Source organism: Microbacterium sp. RD1 (genome assembly GCF_052220165.1).
Taxonomy (GTDB): Bacteria; Actinomycetota; Actinomycetes; order Actinomycetales; family Microbacteriaceae; genus Microbacterium.
The window spans coordinates 439,540-457,862 of the sequence record NZ_JBQPOL010000002.1; the positions used below are offsets into that span (position 1 = coordinate 439,540).

16 protein-coding genes are annotated in these 18,323 nt (G+C 71.3%); 3 read left to right on the forward strand and 13 right to left on the reverse strand.

The window, feature by feature from the left end; genetic code table 11:
• Window positions 1–20: 20 nt before the first annotated feature.
• From ACTU3I_RS11010 to prmC, 4 genes are all read right to left on the reverse strand, one after another.
• Complete coding sequence (locus tag ACTU3I_RS11010; protein ID WP_442925729.1) at window positions 21–491, reverse strand: hypothetical protein; 471 nt, start codon at window positions 489–491, stop codon at window positions 21–23.
• A complete protein-coding gene (locus ACTU3I_RS11015; RefSeq protein WP_442925730.1) occupies window positions 488–1,642 on the reverse strand; it encodes an MraY family glycosyltransferase in 1,155 nt (384 codons plus the stop codon). Before ACTU3I_RS11015 ends, ACTU3I_RS11010 begins: the two co-directional genes overlap by 4 nt.
• Entirely contained in the window at window positions 1,639–2,337 is a 699-nt protein-coding gene (locus ACTU3I_RS11020; RefSeq protein WP_442925731.1) for an L-threonylcarbamoyladenylate synthase, read from the reverse strand. The genes ACTU3I_RS11015 and ACTU3I_RS11020 overlap by 4 nt, the downstream gene beginning before the upstream one ends.
• A gap of 158 nt (window positions 2,338–2,495) precedes the next feature.
• Window positions 2,496–3,371: a peptide chain release factor N(5)-glutamine methyltransferase gene (prmC, locus tag ACTU3I_RS11025; protein WP_442925732.1), complete on the reverse strand. Its 876-nt coding sequence runs from the start codon at window positions 3,369–3,371 to the stop codon at window positions 2,496–2,498.
• A gap of 108 nt (window positions 3,372–3,479) precedes the next feature.
• Here prmC and cysK point away from each other — a divergent pair, with 108 nt between their 5' ends.
• The 3 genes from cysK (at window position 3,480) to ACTU3I_RS11040 (ending at window position 6,489) form a co-directional block, all read left to right on the forward strand.
• Window positions 3,480–4,418 (forward strand): cysteine synthase A, encoded by a 939-nt coding sequence (gene cysK, locus ACTU3I_RS11030; protein WP_442925733.1) that lies wholly within the window; start codon window positions 3,480–3,482, stop codon window positions 4,416–4,418.
• The gene (gene epsC / locus ACTU3I_RS11035; protein WP_442925734.1) at window positions 4,419–4,988 is read left to right on the forward strand and encodes a serine O-acetyltransferase EpsC; all 570 of its coding nucleotides are present in this window, start codon (window positions 4,419–4,421) and stop codon (window positions 4,986–4,988) included. It begins immediately after the preceding gene.
• Window positions 4,989–5,091: 103 nt separating this feature from the next.
• The gene (locus tag ACTU3I_RS11040) at window positions 5,092–6,489 is read left to right on the forward strand and encodes an amidase (protein ID WP_442925735.1); all 1,398 of its coding nucleotides are present in this window, start codon (window positions 5,092–5,094) and stop codon (window positions 6,487–6,489) included.
• Window positions 6,490–6,621: 132 nt separating this feature from the next.
• Here ACTU3I_RS11040 and prfA read toward each other — a convergent pair whose 3' ends face one another.
• From prfA to ACTU3I_RS11085, 9 genes are all read right to left on the reverse strand, one after another.
• Window positions 6,622–7,701, reverse strand: coding sequence for a peptide chain release factor 1 (prfA, locus tag ACTU3I_RS11045; RefSeq protein ID WP_442926399.1), 1,080 nt, complete (start codon window positions 7,699–7,701; stop codon window positions 6,622–6,624).
• Window positions 7,702–7,734: 33 nt separating this feature from the next.
• Window positions 7,735–9,810, reverse strand: a complete 2,076-nt coding sequence (rho, locus tag ACTU3I_RS11050) for a transcription termination factor Rho (RefSeq protein ID WP_442925736.1) — start codon at window positions 9,808–9,810, stop codon at window positions 7,735–7,737.
• Between the two features lie 168 nt (window positions 9,811–9,978).
• The gene (gene thrB, locus ACTU3I_RS11055) at window positions 9,979–10,917 is read right to left on the reverse strand and encodes a homoserine kinase (protein ID WP_442925737.1); all 939 of its coding nucleotides are present in this window, start codon (window positions 10,915–10,917) and stop codon (window positions 9,979–9,981) included.
• Window positions 10,914–11,996 carry a threonine synthase gene (thrC, locus tag ACTU3I_RS11060; protein ID WP_442925738.1) on the reverse strand — a complete coding sequence of 361 codons (1,083 nt, stop codon included), beginning with the start codon at window positions 11,994–11,996 and terminating at the stop codon, window positions 10,914–10,916. The genes thrB and thrC overlap by 4 nt, the downstream gene beginning before the upstream one ends.
• Before the next feature lies 1 nt (window position 11,997).
• Window positions 11,998–13,323 (reverse strand): homoserine dehydrogenase, encoded by a 1,326-nt coding sequence (locus tag ACTU3I_RS11065; protein ID WP_442925739.1) that lies wholly within the window; start codon window positions 13,321–13,323, stop codon window positions 11,998–12,000.
• Window positions 13,320–14,753 carry a diaminopimelate decarboxylase gene (gene lysA, locus ACTU3I_RS11070; RefSeq protein WP_442925740.1) on the reverse strand — a complete coding sequence of 478 codons (1,434 nt, stop codon included), beginning with the start codon at window positions 14,751–14,753 and terminating at the stop codon, window positions 13,320–13,322. Before lysA ends, ACTU3I_RS11065 begins: the two co-directional genes overlap by 4 nt.
• 211 nt (window positions 14,754–14,964) lie before the next feature.
• Window positions 14,965–15,777: an LmeA family phospholipid-binding protein gene (locus tag ACTU3I_RS11075; protein ID WP_442925741.1), complete on the reverse strand. Its 813-nt coding sequence runs from the start codon at window positions 15,775–15,777 to the stop codon at window positions 14,965–14,967.
• A complete protein-coding gene (argS, locus tag ACTU3I_RS11080) occupies window positions 15,777–17,441 on the reverse strand; it encodes an arginine--tRNA ligase (RefSeq protein WP_442925742.1) in 1,665 nt (554 codons plus the stop codon). The genes ACTU3I_RS11075 and argS overlap by 1 nt, the downstream gene beginning before the upstream one ends.
• Window positions 17,442–17,481: 40 nt before the next feature.
• The gene (locus ACTU3I_RS11085; RefSeq protein ID WP_442925743.1) at window positions 17,482–18,297 is read right to left on the reverse strand and encodes a transglutaminase-like domain-containing protein; all 816 of its coding nucleotides are present in this window, start codon (window positions 18,295–18,297) and stop codon (window positions 17,482–17,484) included.
• Window positions 18,298–18,323 lie beyond the last annotated feature (26 nt).

The following is an 18,323-nucleotide window of genomic DNA, read 5'->3' on the forward strand; positions in this document are numbered from 1 at the left end:
TTCTCTCGATATCGAGAGAATCAGTCGCGTCGGTCGCCCGCGTCGGGGTCGGTCGGGAGCGTCGTGTCGCTGACAGCCGGCACCCGCATCCGCAACAGCACGACGACGTCGACCACCAGCGAGGCGACCACGCTGACCACCAGCGCCACGAAGAAGACGAGCGGGTCGATCCACTCCTGCCCCCGCAGGATGACCAGCGCGACGATGAAGAGCACGAGCTTGACGAGCCAGCCACCCAGCACGATGCCGAAGAAGATCGGCACGTAGAGCGGATCGGCGAACCAGCGGTTGGCGATGAGGATGCTGGCGGCCGTGACGGCCAGGAACAGCGCGCTCACGAGCACGCCGGCCAGAGCGCTGGCCAGGCCCGACGTCCCCCCGACCAGGAGGCCGACGATCGCGCCGACGACCGCCAGGATGCCGGCGACGATGCCGCCCCACATCAGGGCGGTGCGCAGCACCGGAGTGCTGGAGACGGGACTGGGGCTCATGCGGGCTCCTCGAGGGGGACGGCGCGCGCACGACGGCGCGACGGAAGGAACGTGACGACGAGGCAGGCCGCCACGCCGAGGACGCCGAACCCGGCGCCGAGGAGATAGTCGCCGGGCCACTCCTGCTGCGTGCCGATGTACATCAGCAGGAACGAGAAGCTGACCACGGCCGTCCACGCGTAGAAGATGAGCACGGCGTCGCGGTCGCTGTGGCCCATGTCGAGCATGCGGTGGTGCAGATGCTTGCGGTCGGGCGAGAACGGCGACTTGCCCGCCGCCATCCGCCGAATGACGGCCAGTCCGAAGTCGGCCAGCGGCAGCAGCACGACGACGATCGGCAGCAGGATCGGGATGAAGGCACCGAGCAGCTGCGAACGGCCGAGGGTGTCGGGGGCGATCGCCGCCGGATTGAGCACGCCGGTGATCGCGATCGCCGACGTCGCCATGAGGAGCCCCAGCATGAGCGCGCCGGAATCCCCCATGAAGATCTTCGCGGGCGTCCAGTTCAGCGGCAGGAATCCGATGCACGCGCCGACCATGACCGCCGCGAGGAACGAGGCGACGTTGAAGTACGTGCTCGTGCCGAAGTCCCGCACGAGGAGGTAGGAGTAGGCGAAGAACACGCCGTTGGCGATGAGGCACACACCGGCGACGAGGCCGTCCAATCCGTCGATGAAGTTGACGGCGTTCATGACGATCACGATCGCGAAGACCGTGAGCGTGAAGCTCATCCAGCTCGAACCGATCCACAGCCCCCCGAAGGGCAGCGAGTAGATCTGGAACTGGCCGAAGAACGCGATGATCGCCGCGGCGAGGAACTGGGCGCCCAGCTTGATCATCCAGTCGAGATCCCACAGGTCATCGAGCACCCCGACGACCACGATGACGAAGGTGGCGCTGAGCACGGCGAGCACGGGCGCGGGGTTGGCCCAGATGATCGCGAAGAACGAGTGCTGCGTCGAGGCGAGGAACGCGGCGGCGATGCCGAGGAACATCGCCACCCCGCCGAGACGGGGCGTGGGGGTCTTGTGAACGTCGCGCTCGCGGATGCCGGGGTACAGCTTGAACCGCAGACTCAGCCGCCACACCGCCCACGTCAGGACGAACGTGACCACGGCGGTGAAGACCACCAGCACGAGGTACAGCTTCACGCGCTGCTGCTCCCGTCGGCTGCATCCGCCGCGTCGGGCTCGAGCAGGTCGCCGAGGACGTCGCGAAGACGGTCGCGAGGGACGGCACCCTCCCTCAGCACCCGGATGACGGGCTCCGCTCCCCCCACCAGCGACGTCGCATCGACGATGGTCGAGGCGATGCCGGTCTCGCTCGGGCCGCCGTCGAGATACACCGCGACCGAGTCGCGCAGCATGTCGCGGGCGGCATCGATGGCGGTCGCGGCGGGGCGGCTGGTGAGGTTCGCGCTGGAGACGGCGAGGGGCCCGGTCTCCTCGAGAAGCTCGAGGGTGAGCGGATGCGCCGGCATCCGCACGGCGACGGTTCCGTGGGTCTCGCCGAGATCCCACGACAGCGAGGGCTGGGACGGCAGGACGATCGTGAGTCCCCCGGGCCAGAACTCCGCCACGAGCTTCTCGACCGCCTCGGGCACCTCGGCCACGAGGGCGCGGAGCGTCCCGATTCCCGCGACGAGCACCGGCGGCGGTTGCTGGCGCCCCCGGCCCTTGGCCTCGAGGAGCCCCGCAACCGCCCGCGCGTTGAACGCGTCGGCGGCGACGCCGTACACCGTGTCGGTGGGGAGGACGACGAGCTCGCCGCGGCCGATCGCGGAACGTGCGTGTCGCATGCCGGACGAGCGCTGCGCCTCGTTCCGGCAGTCGTAGACGGGTGACATGTCCCGCACAGTCTACGTGTGGGGTCCGGGGCGGCTGAGTGAGGCGCAGCGGATTCGGAGATCGCCTGCAGATTCGGATGCCGGCGGCCGAAGCATCCGAATCCGGCGACACGATCCGAATCCGCGGCGCGGGTCAGGGCCCGGGTCCGCGACGCGGGTCAGGGGCGAAGAGCCGTGGTGACGCGGTCGCGCATCGTCAGGTCGGGGTGCGTGGCCGCGGCGCGCCATCCGTCAGCCCCGAGGATGCCGCGGATCGCGGCGCCCTGCCATTCACCGTGCTCGATCACGATCGAGCCGCCGGCGTGAGCCAGACGCAGACCGACGCGGCTGAGGATGCGGACGACGTCGAGGCCGTCGGGGCCGCCGTACAGCGCGGCGGGCGGGTCGTACAGGCGCACCTCCGGGTCGCGCGGGATCGCGTCGTCCGGCACGTAGGGCGGATTGGACACGACGACAGACACGGTGCCGTCGAGCTCCGGGAAGGCGTGCTCGAGGTCGACCCGCGCGAGGCGGAGGTTCTCGGCGCCGACGCGCCGGGCGTTCTCGGTGGCCCACACGAAGGCGTCGACCGACTTCTCCGCGGCGAAGACCCGGGCGTGGGGCACTTCCGTCGCCAGCGCGAGCGCGATGGCGCCGCTTCCTGTGCCGAGATCCACCGCGACCGGGGCGGGCGAGGCGGAGGCGACGAGGGCGTCGATCGCGATCTGGGCGACGATCTCGGTCTCGGGGCGGGGCACGAACACCCCGGGCCCGACGGCGAGCTCGAGGTGGCGGAACGGCGCGGAACCGGTGAGGTGCTGGAGCGGGATGCGGGCGCTGCGACGCTCCACGAGCTCCTCGAACGCGTGCGCCGCAGCCTCGTCGAGGCCGTCGCCGCGGAGCATCGCGGCTTGCAGCTCGCCGCGGCCGACACCGAGGACGTGCGCCGCCAGGAGCTCGGCATCCACGACCGGGTCGGACACTCCGGCCGATGCCAGACGCTCCGCGGCGCTGCGCACGAGCGATGGGAGGGGGGCGGGGGCGGCGGGAGGCATCGGTCCCCCAGCCTAGGTGCCGCCGCCGCCGGCTCGTCACACGGGTTCGCGCGGGCAGCCCGCTCGGTAGGCTGTGGCTCTCAGCTTCCGACGGCGAAAGGCCCTGCCATGCCCGGCATCCACTCCGACATCACGTCCGCATTCGGCGACACCCCGATCGTGCGCCTGAACCGCGTCGCCGAGGGGGTGGATGCGAACATCCTCGCGAAGCTGGAGTTCTACAACCCCGCCGGCAGCGTCAAGGACCGCCTGGGGATCGCGATCGTCGACGCCGCCGAGGCATCCGGCGAGCTGCAGCCCGGCGGCACGATCGTCGAGTCCACGAGCGGCAACACCGGCATCGCCCTGGCGATGGTGGGTGCCGCCCGCGGGTACCGCGTCATCCTCACGATGCCCGCGTCGATGTCGAAGGAGCGGCGGCTGCTGCTGAAGGCCTTCGGCGCCGAGGTGCTCCTCACCGACCCCACCAAGGGCATGTCGTTCGCTGTGGAGGAGGCTCAGCGCATCGTCGCCGAGACTCCCGGCGCGATCTGGGCGCGGCAGTTCGAGAACGAGGCCAACCCCGAGATCCATCGGAAGACCACCGCCGAGGAGATCCTCCGCGACACCGACGGCAAGGTCGACTACTTCGTCGCCGGGATCGGCACGGGCGGCACCATCACCGGCGTCGGCCAGGTGCTCAAGGAGCGCGTCCCGGGCGTGAAGGTCGTCGCCGTGGAGCCGTCCGACTCCCCCGTGCTCACGAAGGGCCACCCCGGCCCGCACAAGATCCAGGGCATCGGGCCGAACTTCGTCCCCGCGATCCTCGACCGCGATGTCATCGACGAGGTGATCGACGTCGAGTTCGACGACGCCATCCGCCTCGCCCGCGAGACGGCGACGAAGGACGGCATCCTCGTCGGCATGTCGTCGGGGGCGGCCATCTGGGCGGCGCTGGAGATCGCGAAGCGCCCGGAGGCGGCGGGCAAGAACATCGTCGTCATCATCCCGTCCTTCGGCGAGCGGTACCTCTCCACGGCGCTCTACGAGCACCTCCGCGAGGACTGAGTGGGTCTCGTCTCCCGCGTTCGGGAGGACATCGCCGCCGCGAAGCTCCGTGACCCCGCCGCCCGGGGGTCGCTCGAGCTCGCCCTGCTGTATTCGGGGCTGCACGCGGTGTGGGCGCACCGGCTGAACCATCGGCTGTGGCGCCGCGGTTTCCGCTTTCTCGCGCGCCTGAACTCCCAACTGGTGCGGTGGGTGACCGGTATCGAGATCCACCCCGGCGCGGTGATCGGCCGACGCTTCTTCATCGACCACGGGATGGGCGTGGTGATCGGCGAGACCGCGGAGGTCGGCGACGACGTGCTGATCTACCACGGCGTCACGCTCGGCGGGCGCCAGCGCGAGGGAGGCAAGCGCCATCCGACCCTCGGCGACGGCGTCGCGGTGGGCGCCGGCGCGAAGATCCTCGGACCGGTGGTCATCGGCGACCGGTGCGTCGTCGGGGCGAACGCCGTCGTGACCACGGACGCCCCCGCCGACAGCGTGCTCGTGGGCGTCCCGGCGAAGCCGCGCCCGCGGCGGACCGCCGAAGACACGCGCGCCGTGCTGGCCGCCCCCGAGTACTCCATCTAGCCCGCGCCCCTTCCTTCGGGCCGGCGTGTCGCCACTTTCTCCGCCGTTGCGCGAGGGCTCAGGCGACGGGAACCGAGGCGCGCGGCTCGATACGATCGGAGAGGTGAGCGCACTGCATGAGCTGTCGGCCGTCGACCTGGCGCGGATGCTGCGGAGCCGCGAGATCTCGGTCGCCGAGGTCGCCGCGCACTTCCTCGCTCGCATCGCCGCGCGAGAGGACCTCGGGGCATTCGCCGAGGTGACGGCGGATGCGGCGATGCGGCGCGCGCGCGTCCTCGACGCCTCCGAGCCCTCCGGGGCGCTGTGGGGCCTCCCGCTCGCCGACAAGGATCTCGTCGCGCGCGCCGGCGTGCCCACCCGGTACGGCTCGCGGTCCCGCGCGCACCACGTGCCCGCGGCATCCGACCCCCTCGCCGCCGCGCTCGACGACGCGGGTGCGGTGAGCCTCGGCAAGACCGCGACCAGCGAATTCGGCCTCACCGGGTACACCGAGCCGCTCACCGGCCCCCCGGCGCGCGATCCATGGAACCCGCGCAACGGCGCCGGCGGGTCCAGCGGCGGCGCCGCGGTCGCCGTCGCGGCCGGCCTCCTGCCGTTCGCGCCGGCGTCGGACGGCGGCGGGTCGATCCGCATCCCGTCCGCGACGGTCGGCGTCGTGGGACTGAAACCCTCGCGCGGGCGCTTGCCGATCGGATCCGGCCTCGACTCCCCTGACGGACTATCGGTCGCGGGTCCTGTCGCGCGGTCGGTGGCGGATGCTGCGTTCCTTCTCGACGCGCTGTGCGCCCTCGCGCCCTACCCGTTCGCCGTGGGGGCCGCGGATGCCCCGCCCTTCTCCCCCGCCGGAACCGCCGATCCGCCGAGACTGCGCATCGGTGCGACGACGGTGTCGCCGTGGGACGACGACGTCGACATCGTCCTGGATGCGGGCGCCCGGGCCGCGTTCGAGCGGGCTGCAGCGACGCTCGGCGACCTCGGCCACGCGGTCGACGACGCCCGGTGGCATCCCGTGGGTTACGGGCCGCTCTTCCGCGTGCTGTGGCGCGCGAGCGCCGCGCGGCTCCCCCTCACCGAGGCCGAGCTCGAGCAGGTGGAGCCGATCACCGCCTGGCTCGTGCGGGAGGGCCGCGCACTTGACGCGCCCCGGGTGCTCTCCGCCCTGGCGGACGCGCGCGCGTTCGAGCGGGCGACGATCGCGGCGTTCGCGCCGTTCGACGTCGTGCTCACGCCGGCGCTGGCGATGTCCCCCCGGCCGATCGGGTGGTACGACACCGCCGACGCCGAGCGCGCGTTCGAGCAGCAGGTGCAGTACGCCCCGCACACGAGCTTCGTGAACGTCGCCGGGCTCCCGGCGATCTCGCTCCCGGTCAGCCTGGACGACACCGGTCATCCGGTCAGCGTTCAGCTCGTCGGGCGCCCCGGCGGCGAGCGGAGGCTGCTGGCGATCGCGGCCCAGCTCGAACGCGCCAGCGGGCCGCTGCCGCATCCGCCCGTGTGGTGACCGCAGAACCGCGAGACTGCATCTGCGCCACGAGACAGCGTCGTACGTACGCAGTCTGGTGGCGCGCCTGCAGTCTCGCGGAACGAAGGCAGTTTCGTGGGCGGATGGCGAGCCGGGCGGCGGACGCGGCCGTCAGGCGTCGCCGCCGAGCGCGGCCAGACGCGCCTCTTCGTCGGCGGCGATCGCCGAGTCGATGAGCGGGCCGAGGGCCCCGTCCATCACCTGATCGAGGTTGTACGCCTTGTAGCCCGTGCGGTGATCGGCGATGCGGTTCTCGGGGAAGTTGTAGGTGCGGATGCGCTCGGACCGGTCCATACCGCGGATCTGTGAGCGGCGCGCATCCGATGCCGCCGCATCCCGTTCCTCCTGCTGCTTCGCGAGGAGCCGGGCCCGGAGCACCCGCATCCCCGCCTCGCGGTTCTGCAGCTGCGACTTCTCGTTCTGCATCGACACGACGATCCCGGTGGGCACGTGCGTGATCCGCACTGCGGAGTCGGTCGTGTTGACCGACTGCCCGCCGGGGCCGGACGAGCGGAAGACGTCGATCTTGAGGTCGTTGGGGTCGATCGAGATCTCCTCGGGCTCGTCGACCTCGGGGAAGACGAGCACCCCCGTCGTGGACGTGTGGATGCGACCCTGCGACTCGGTCGCCGGCACGCGCTGCACGCGGTGCACGCCGCCCTCGTATTTCAGGTGCGCCCACACCCCCTGCGCCGGGTCGTTCGATGCGCCCTTGATGGCCACCTGCACGTCCTTGTAGCCGCCGAGGTCGGACTCGTTGCGCTCGAGCAGCTCGGTCTTCCAGCCTTTCGAGGCCGCGAACTGCAGGTACATGCGCAGGAGGTCCGCGGCGAACAGCGCCGACTCGGCGCCGCCCTCGCCCTGCTTGATCTCCATGATCACGTCGCGGGCGTCGTCGGGATCGCGCGGGATCAACAGGCGGCGGAGCTTCTCCTCGGCATCGGCGAACGACTCCTGCATCGCGGGGATCTCCCCCGCGATGGACTCGTCCTCGCGGGCGAGCTCCCGGGCAGCGTCGAGATCGTCGGATGCTGCCCGCCACGCCTCGTACGCGTGCACGATGCGATTGAGCTCGGCGTAGCGCCGGTTGACCCGCTTCGCGCGCGCAGCGTCCGCGTGCACGGCGGGATCGTTCAGCTCGAGTTCGATCCGTCCGTGCTCCTCGAGGAGCCCGCGGACCGAGTCGAGGATGCCCGACCCCTCGACAGGCTCAGGGACCACGACTCAGCGGATGCTGTTGTCGTGCCCGTGGCTGCCGTTGCCGCCGTGGGCGGGGGCAGGGATCGACTTCTGCATCTGCACGAGGAACTCGACGTTGGACTGCGTCTCCTTGAGCTTTCCGAGCACGACTTCCAGCGCCTGCTGGGGGTCGAGACCGGCGAGCGCGCGGCGCAGCTTCCAGGTGATCTTCACCTCGTCGGGCGACAGCAGCATCTCCTCGCGACGCGTCGACGAGGCATTCACGTCGACCGCGGGGAAGATGCGCTTGTCGGCGAGCTGACGGCTGAGGCGCAGTTCGCTGTTGCCGGTGCCCTTGAACTCCTCGAAGATCACGTCGTCCATCTTCGAGCCGGTCTCCACGAGCGCGGTCGCGAGGATCGTGAGCGACCCGCCGTTCTCGATGTTGCGCGCAGCACCGAAGAAGCGCTTGGGCGGGTACAGGGCGGATGCGTCCACACCGCCCGTGAGCACGCGACCCGAGGTCGGCGCCGAGATGTTGTACGCACGACCCAGTCTCGTGATCGAGTCCAGCAGCACGACGACGTCGCGACCCAGCTCCACGAGGCGCTTCGCGCGCTCGATGGCGAGCTCGGCCACCGTGGTGTGGTCTTCTGCCGGACGATCGAACGTCGAGGCCACGACCTCGCCGCGGACGGTCCGCTGCATGTCGGTGACCTCTTCGGGGCGCTCGTCGACGAGGACGACCATGAGGTGGACCTCGGGGTTGTTCTGCGCGATGGCGTTGGCGATCTGCTGCAGCACGATCGTCTTGCCCGCCTTGGGCGGCGCGACGATGAGACCGCGCTGTCCCTTGCCGATGGGCGCGACGAGATCGATGATGCGCTGCGTCAGCTTCTCCGGCGCGGTCTCGAGGCGGAGGCGCTCCTGCGGGTACAGCGGCGTGAGGTTGCCGAACTCGACGCGCGTCGCGGCATCCTCGACCGACAGGCCGTTGACCGAGTCGACCTTCACCAGCGCGTTGTACTTCTGGCGGCCCGACTGCTCGTTCTCCCGCGGCTGCTTGATCGCACCGACGACGGCGTCACCCTTGCGCAGGTTGTACTTCTTCACCTGTCCGAGCGAGACGTAGACGTCGCTGGGACCGGGGAGGTACCCGGTCGTGCGGACGAACGCGTAGTTGTCGAGCACGTCGAGGATGCCCGCGATCGGGATGAGGACGTCGTCCTCGCCGATCTCGGTCTCGAACTCGTCGGAGGGTCCGTTCTGCCCGCGACGCTTGTTGCGCTGGCGGTTGCGGCTGTTGCCGGAGGACGACTCGCCGTCGGCGTCGGCCGGCTGCTGCTGCGCCTGCGGCTGCTGGCGCTCGGCCTGCGGCTGCTGACGCTCCGTCTGGGGCTTCTCGGCCGGCTGCTCGCCGTTGGCGCCGCGGTTGCGGTTACGGTTGCGGTTGCGACCGCGGCTGCGACTGGAGCCCGAGCCTTCTTCGGACTGCTCGGCCTCCGCCGGTGCCGCGTCCGCGGTGGGCGCCTCGGCGGCGGCCTCGGATGCGGCGGCGGGCGCCTCGGTCGGAGCCTCGGCGTCGCCCGCGGGCTCAGCCGATGCGGGCTCGTCGCTCGACGGGCCGGCGGCCGGCACGCCAGCGGCGGCGGTCTCCTCGGCGGCCGGCGCCTCAGCGGCGGGCTCGTCAGCTGCGGCGGCGGGCGCAGCGTCGGCGGCGGGCGCGGCGTCGGCGGCGGCGGGCGCGGCTTCAGCGGCGGCGGGCGCGGCATCTGCGGCGGCAGGCGCCTCGGCGGCGGGCGCCTCGGCGGGAGCTGCATCCGTGCTCTTCGCACGGCGAGGGGCGCGCTTGCGGGGCGCCTTCACGGGCTTCTCCGGCTCGGCGGCGGGCGCAGCCTCGGCGGCGGGCGCCGCGTCTTCCGCAACCGGTGCGCCCTGATCGGGCGCGGGCGCCGCCTCTTCGGCGGCCGGCGCCGCCTCGTCGGCAGCGGGCGCGGGCGCTGCTTCCTCGCTCGGCGCGTCGGCCGCGGGCGGCGCCTCGGCCGCTGCAGCGTTGTCGGTGGTCGGCGTCTCGTCGCTCTCGGACGGCGCGTCGACGTGGATCTCGGAGATGGACTCCACGAGTACTCCCTTGTGAAACGGATATCAGACCGCGAACGCCGCCAGGATGGGCAGACGTCGACTCTGAGACGTGCTCAGGGTTTCGCTCCGCTGTTCATCGGCCGGATCGGCCGTTCGGGTTGCGGATGCGAGCGGTGGTGGTTCGCAGATTTGCGACGGGGGCCAGATTCACGTGCGTGACGTGGAACCCCCCGCGTACTCCCTCACTGTACCACCCTTGACGTCGACGGCGAGCATGAGCGCCTCCCACGGGGTGTCGACGGCCGACGCCACGAGATCGGCCGCCTCCAGCCGGCGACCCGGTCCGTCGGCGAGCACGAGCACGCTGGGGCCTGCCCCCGACACGACGGCTGCGAAGCCGTCCGCGCGCAGCGCCCGCACGAGCCGATCGGTCTCGGGCATCGCCTGCGCACGGTAGCTCTGATGAAGCTTGTCCTCGGTCGCCGCCATGAGCAGTTCGGGACTCTGCGTGAGTGCGGCGATGAGGAGCGCCGAGCGCGAGACGTTGAAGACGGCGTCTTCGCGGGGTACCTGCAGGGGCTGGAGGCTCCGCGCGACCTTCGTCGACATGGTGAACTCGGGGACGAACACCAGCGGCGCGACGCCTCGATGCACGATCAGCTGCTTGTGCTGCGGCCCGCTCTCGTCGATCCAGGCGATCGTCAGGCCCCCGAACAGCGCCGGAGCGACGTTGTCGGGGTGACCCTCGAGCTCCGTGGCCAGTCGCAGCAGTGTCTCCGGACCGAGCTCGACGTCGCCTTCGAGCAGTCCCTTGGCCGCCAGCAGCCCGGAGACGACGGCGGCGCCCGACGAACCCATACCGCGTCCGTGCGGGATGACGTTGTGCGCCTCGAGCCGGACGCCGGGCAGTTGCCGTCCTACGGCGGCGAAGGCGTACGCCATCGCGCGCACGACGAGGTTCGAGGCGTCTCGGGGGACGGATGCCGCACCCTCGCCGGCGACCTCGATCTCCAGCAGGCCCGGGTCGAGCTCCGTCACGACGAGCTCGTCGTACACGCTCAGCGCGAGCCCGAGCGTGTCGAAGCCCGGACCGAGGTTCGCGCTCGTGGCCGGCACGCGCACCTGCACGCGGCGACCGACGCTCATCGCTGAGCCGCGACCAGGCCCAGGACCGACGCGACCTCGCTCGTGGCCGCATCCACGACCGTCGGCTCGACGCTGGAGCCGTCGGCGTTGCGCAGCGCCCACTGCGGGTCCTTCAGGCCATGCCCGGTGACCGTGAGCACCACGCGCGACCCGGCGGGGACGACCCCGGCCTCGGCGCGGTCGAGGAGTCCGGCGACGCTGATCGCCGAGGCCGGCTCGACGAAGATCCCGACTTCGCTGGAGAGGAGCTTCTGCGCGGCGAGGATGCGCTCATCGTCGATCGCGCCGAAGTACCCGTCGGTCGCCTGGCGCGCCTCGAGAGCGAGCTCCCAGGAGGCCGGGTTGCCGATCCGGATCGCGCTGGCGACGGTCTCGGGATGCTTCACGACCTCGCCGTGGACGAGCGGGGCACTACCGGCGGCCTGGAATCCGAACATCCGCGGCACGCGCGTCGACACCCCGCGTTCCGCCTCCTCGCGGTAGCCGCGCGAGTACGCCGTGTAGTTGCCGGCGTTGCCGACGGGGATGAAGTGGAAGTCCGGCGCATCGCCGAGGACCTCGACGATCTCGTAGGCGGCGGTCTTCTGACCCTCGATGCGATCGGGGTTCACGGAGTTCACCAGATGAACGGGATACGAATCGGCGAGCTCCCGAGCGATCTCGAGGCAGTCGTCGAAGTTGCCGCGGATCTGAATGAGGCGTCCGTTGTGCGCGACGGCCTGGCTGAGCTTTCCCATCGCGATCTTGCCCTCGGGGACGAGGACGGCGGCGGTGATGCCGGCGTGCGCGGCGTATGCCGCGGCCGACGCGGAGGTGTTCCCCGTCGACGCGCAGATGACGGCCTTCGCGCTGTGCTCGACGGCGCGCGAGAGCGCCACCGTCATGCCGCGGTCCTTGAACGACCCGGTCGGGTTCATCCCCTCGAATTTGACCCAGACGTCCGCGCCGGTGCGGCGCGAGAGGGCGGGCGCGGGAAGCAGCGGGGTACCCCCCTCTCCCAGGGTCACGACGGTCGACGCGTCGGTGACGCCCAGTCGGTCGGCGTATTCGCGGAGCACTCCGCGCCAGACATGTGCCATTTCAGTCTCCCTCCACGCGCAGCACCGAGACGACGCGTTCGACCACGCCGCTCTCGGCGAGCCGCTGCACGGTCTCGCTCAGATCCTGCTCGCGCGCCTTGTGCGTGCCGATGACCAGTCGTGCGGTCGGGCCGGGCTGACCGGCGGCATCCGCGGGGTCGATGACCGTCTGTTCCACGGTGGCGATCGAGACGCGCCCGTCGCTCAGCGTGCCGGCCACCGTCGCGAGGACCCCGGGTCGATCGTCGACCTCGAGCGTGATCTGGTAGCGCGTGGTCACATGTCCGATCGACACGGTGGGGAGGTTCGCCCGCGTGGACTCCCCCACCCCGACTCCGCCGGCGATGTGCCGGCGCGCCGCGGAGACGACGTCGCCGAGCACGGCGGACGCCGTCTGCACGCCGCCGGCCCCGGCGCCGTAGAACATGAGGTTCCCGGCCGCTTCCGCCTGCACGAACACGGCGTTGTTGGCGCCGTGCACGCTCGCGAGCGGGTGGGCGCGGTCGACCAGCGCCGGATAGACGCGCACCGAGATCGCCTCCCAGCCGTCGTCGCCCGGGAGACGCTCGCACACCGCGAGGAGTTTGATGACGTAGCCGGCGTGGCGGGCGTCGTCGATCATCTGCTTGTCGATCGAGCGGATGCCCTCGCGGTGCACCGCCTCGAGCGGAACAGTCGTGTGGAAGGCGAGGCTGGCGAGGATCGCCGCCTTCTGCGCGGCGTCGTAGCCGTCGACATCCGCGGTCGGGTCGGCCTCGGCGTAACCGAGCGACTGCGCCTGGGCGAGCACATCGGAGAACTCGGCACCCTCGGTGTCCATGCGGTCGAGGATGTAGTTCGTCGTGCCGTTGACGATGCCCATGATCCGCTGCACCCGGTCGCCGGCCAGCGAGTCGCGGAGCGGCCGGATGATGGGGATCGCTCCCGCGGCGGCGGCCTCGTAGTAGACCTGGGCACCGACCTGATCGGCCGCCTCGAAGATCTCCGGGCCGTGGGTGGCCAGGAGCGCCTTGTTGGCCGTCACGACGTCGGCGCCGGCGTTGATGGCCTGCAGGAGGGACGTGCGCGCCGGCTCGATGCCCCCCATCAGCTCGATCACGATGTCCGAGCCGACGAGGAGCGGCTCGGGGTCGGTCGTGAACAACTCGCGCGGCAGGTCGACGTCGCGCGGCGCGTCGACGTCGCGCACGGCGATCCCGACGAGCTCGAGTGAAGCGCCGGCGCGGTCGGCGAGCTCATCGCCGTGCTTGAGCAGCAGGGCGGCCACCTGCGATCCCACGGCGCCGGCTCCCAGGAGCGCAACGCGCAGGCGTCGGTAGTCCGTCACTTGGTCTCGCTCCGTGCCGCCATGCTGATCCCTTCGTCGGAGTGCGCGCCGGTGTCCCGACGCAGCAGGTCTTCGATCGTCTCCCGCCGCACCAGCACGCGTGCCTCGCCCTCGCGCACGGCGACCACCGCGGGGCGGGGGGTGTAGTTGTACGTGCTGGAGAGCGAGAAGCAGTAGGCCCCCGTGGCCGGGACGGCCACGAGGTCGCCCGGGGCGACGTCGCCCGGCAGATACTCGGCGTCCACGACGATGTCACCCGACTCGCAGTGGTGACCGACGACGCGCACGAGGGCCGGGGGTTCATCGCTCACGCGGGAAGCCAGCCGGGCGGAGTACTGCGCGCCGTAGAGGGCCGGACGGGCGTTGTCGCTCATCCCGCCGTCGACGCTCACGTACACGCGCGTGAGATCGTCGGTGACGCGCACCGGCTTGATCGTGCCGGCCTCGTACAGCGTCACGCCCGCCTGGCCGACGATGGCCCGGCCCGGTTCGAATGCGAGCTCGGGAAGCCGGATGCCGCGCACCGCGCACTCGTCGGCGACGGCGTCGACGATGCCGGTCGCGATCTCCTCGATGGGGAGAGGGCGATCGGCGGCGGTGTACGCGATGCCGAACCCGCCTCCGAGGTTCAGGAGGGGGATGTCGCCACCGGCGAGCAGCTCGGCGTGCAGCTCGACCAGTCGCGCGGCGGAGGCCCGGAAGCCGTCGGCCTCGAAGATCTGCGAGCCGATGTGGGCGTGGAGGCCCGTGAAGTGCAGGCTGGGGAGCTCGCGGATGCGGGCGACGACGGGGGGCACGTCGTCGAGCGCGAATCCGAACTTCTGGTCCTCGTGGGCGGTGGCGAGGAACGCGTGGGTCTCGGCGTGGACCCCGGTACGCACGCGAACGAGGACGGGCTGCACGACGCCGCGGCGCTCGGCTACGGCGGACAGGCGCTCGATCTCGATGGCACTGTCGACGATGACGGAGCCGACTCCGGCGTCGACGGCTCGCTCGAGAGCGGGTCCGCTCTTGTTGTTGCCATGGAACCCGAGCAGGGCGGGGTCGGCGCCGGCGGCGAGCGCGACGGCGAGTTCGCCCGCGCTGCAGACATCCACCCGCAGTCCCTCCTCGAGGACCCACCGCACCACGTCGGTGGTCAGGAGCGCCTTGCCGGCGTAGTACACCCGCGCGCGGCCGCCGTGGCGCGCTGCGGCGTCGGAGAAGGCTGCGAGCGCGCGTCGTGCGTGCACGCGCACGTCGTCCTCGTCGAGCACGTACAGCGGCGTACCGAAGCGCTCACGCAACTGCAGCGCGGAGACACCGCCGATCTCGAGGGCGCCGTCGCCATCGCGGCGAGCCGAGCCAGGCCAGATGGCGCCGTCGAGCGCGTTCGCGTCCGACGGCGCGCGGAGCCACTCCGGCACGAGCGGGGCGGGCGAGGCTGACACAGGCGGAACCAATCGGGTGGGTACGGCGGTGCGACGATCTGCGGATGCGACGTCTCGGCGGGCGGAGGAACCCACGCCCGAGCGTGCTTGCAGTCTAGCGGGACCGGCGCTCGCGCCTGGCTGCGTCGTCATTTCGGGCACATCGGTCGAAGACAGCGGACCTCTCGCGATATCCGACGGTCTTGGGCCGATCGGCCTGTATCGAGCGACGTCAGCCGCACGCGCCTGTGGCGCGCAGGGCCGGATCCACGACCACGGCGCCGTCGATGTCGAAACGGGCGACGACCTGTGCCCCGTCGACGGCGACGTCGGTGAGGGCGAGGGCGGCGGGAAGGTGCTGCGCGATGCAGACGCTCCACTCACGCAGGACGCTGTCGGCCAGGCCGCCGAACTGCGCGCGCAGTGCGTCGGCGTCGACGACGGCGCCGCCGACGGTGAAGCTCGATGGGGACAGCGTGAGGTTTCCGCCGGAGGCCCCCGGCTGCAGTGCCACGCCGACGGGGATCCCCGCGCCGAAGAGCGACAGTTCGGTCGAGAGGGTGATGTCAGGGGCGGCGACCCCCACGGCGTCGGCCGGGAACCCCTCGACCGTCGCCAGAAGCGATTGCAGCTGCGTCTGGTCGAGCCGGACGGTGGCGGTGCCGGGGCCCGCCGCGGAGTTCGCCGCGATCGGCACGTCCGTGAGGGTCACGGTGACGTCGCCGGCGACAGGACCGAGCGCCACGTCCGGCGCGCCCACCTCGATCTCCCCCAGCCGGCCGCTCACCAGCTGCGGCAGGACGAGACCGGGGACGTGCACATCGACCTGCTGGTCGGCCGGCAGATCCAGCTGGGCCTTCACGAGCTGCCGGACGCCGCCCTCGACCGCTCCGCGGGTCAGCGCCTCCGCCCCCACCGCCGCTCCCAGCAACAGAGCCAGCACGACCGCGAGCGTGACGACCCACGGCCACACCCGCCGGCGACGGCGTGGAGCATCCGCGAACTCCTCGAAGCCGAAGGGCAGCGTCGAGCGGGCGTCGTTCACTACATCCGCTCCGGTGCGCCCACGCCCAGCAATCCGAGGCCGTTGCGCAGCACCTGCCCGGCGGCGTCGTTGAGCCACAGCCGCGTATGATGCACGGGCTCGACCGGCTGCTCGCCGAGCGGGATCACCCGGCAATTGTCGTACCAGCGGTGGTACAGCCCCGAGAGCTCCTCGAGATAGCGCGCGATACGGTGGGGCTCGCGCACCTCCGCGGCGAAGGCGACCACGCGGGGGAACTCCTGCAGAGCACCCAGGAGCGCCGACTCGGTCTCGTGGGAGAGCATCTCGGGAGCGAACTCCGAGCGGTCGACCCCGGATGCGGCGGCGTTGCGGGCGACGTTGTGCGTGCGGGCGTGTGCGTACTGCACGTAGAAGACGGGATTGTCGTTCGTGCGCTTCTGCAGCACGTCCAGGTCGACGTCGAGGTTGGAGTCGGCCGAGCTGCGCGTGAGGGCGTACCTCGCGGCATCCACGCCCACGATCTCGACGAGGTCCTCCATCGTCACCACGGTGCCGGCGCGCTTGGACATCCGCACCGGCTGACCGTCCTTGACGAGGTTCACGAGCTGACCGATGAGCACCTGCAGGTTGACGTAGGGCTCATCGCCGAACGCTGCGCACATCGCCATGAGCCGCTGGACGTAGCCGTGGTGGTCGGCGCCGAGCATGATGATGCAGCGGTTGAATCCGCGCTCGCGCTTGTCGAGGTAGTACGCGAGATCGCCGGAGATGTACGCCGCGTTGCCGTCGGACTTGATGACGACACGGTCCTTGTCGTCGCCGAACTCGCTCGAGCGCAGCCATGTCGCGCCCTCGGCCTCGTAGATGTGTCCGAGGTCGCGCAGGCGCTGGACGGCGCGCTCGACGGCGCCGGAGTCGTGCAGGTCGTTCTCGTGGAAGTAGACGTCGAAGTCGACGCCGAACTCGTGGAGGGACTTCTTGATCTCCTCGAACATGAAGCCGACGCCAAGCGCGCGGAACGCCTCCTGTTTGGCGCCGGGGTCGAGCGCGTCGATGTCGCCCTGATAGGCCAGCGCCACGCGGCGGGCGATATCGCCGATGTACTCGCCGCCGTAGCCGTCCTCCGGTGTCGGCGCGCCCTCGTGTGCGGCGACGAGGCTCCGGGCGAACCGGTCGATCTGCGCGCCGTGATCGTTGAAGTAGTACTCGCGCGTGACGTGCGCGCCCTGAGCGGTGAGGATCCGCGCGAGCGAGTCGCCGACCGCCGCCCACCGCGTGCCGCCCAGATGGATGGGGCCGGTGGGGTTGGCCGAGACGAACTCGAGGTTGATGACCTCGTCGGCGCGCGAGGTGTTCGTCCCGAACGCCGCGCCCGCATCGACGATCGTCTTGGCGAGAGCACCGGCGGTCGCCGCATCCAGGCGGATGTTGATGAACCCCGGCCCCGCGACCTCGACGCTCGCGACGCCGTCGACGGCGGCGAGTCCCTCGGCGATCTCGGCGGCGAACTCGCGCGGATTCGCGCCGACGGTCTTCGCGAGGCGGAGTGCGACGTTGGACGCCCAGTCGCCGTGGTCGCGGTTCTTCGGGCGCTCCAGCGGAAGGTCCGAGGCGGAGAGGGCTCCGGCGGAACCCTCGCGTCGCGCCTCCGCGATCGGCGTCACGACGGCAAGCAGAGCGGCGGAGAGGGCTTCGGGATCCATAGCCTCCCCATCCTACGTTCGCGCTCCTCCGTCTCCGTTGTCAGCGCAGCTGCACGAGGGCATCCGAGACGACGGTCGACGGGCCATCCTGGGGTGCGTCAGCGGCCGGAGTCCAGGCATCCACCCGCATCCGCTCCAGCAGCACGTTCCCGCCGTGGTAGCTCAAGAACGCGCAGTCGGCGGCATCCCGTCCCGTCGCGATGCGCACGAGAGAGGTCGGATGCGACAGTCCGGTGGCATCGAGGACATACCATCGGCCGTCGAGGTAGGCCTCCGCGACGGCGTGGAAGTCCATCGGCAACAGCCCCGGTGCGTAGCAGGCGGCATATCGGGCCGGGACGTCCATGGCGCGCAGCAGCGCGATCACCGCGTGGGCGTAGTCCCGGCAGACGCCCTGGCCGGTCTGCAGGGTCGTCACGGCACTGTCGGTGCCGAGGCTCAGCCCGGGCGAATAGGTGACGCTGGAGGAGACGAACGACGTCACCGCCGCCAGGAGCTCCCGGCCGGAGAGTCCGCGGAACCGCCGACGCGCCTGCGCGAACAGCTCGTCAGACTGGCAGTAGCGACTGGGCCGGAGGTACGCGATGGTCTCGAGCTCCGTCGCGGACGGCGGCGGTGCCTGCCCCGAGACCTTCGCGGTATAGCGCACCGTCAGGGGCCCGGGCTCGCCCCGGAAGCGGTGAAGCCGGTTGCCCGATTGGTCGACGAGCTCTTCGGGCCGGTAGGGACGATCGCCCTGCAGAAAGCTCAGCTGCTCTGCCGCCAGCGGCACATCACGCGCCGTCGCGACCTGGAACACGAGGTCGACGGATGCCGCGAGATCCAGGTCGATCTCGGCGGTCACGGAGCGATACACCGAAGCATCCTCGCACGCGGTTCCGC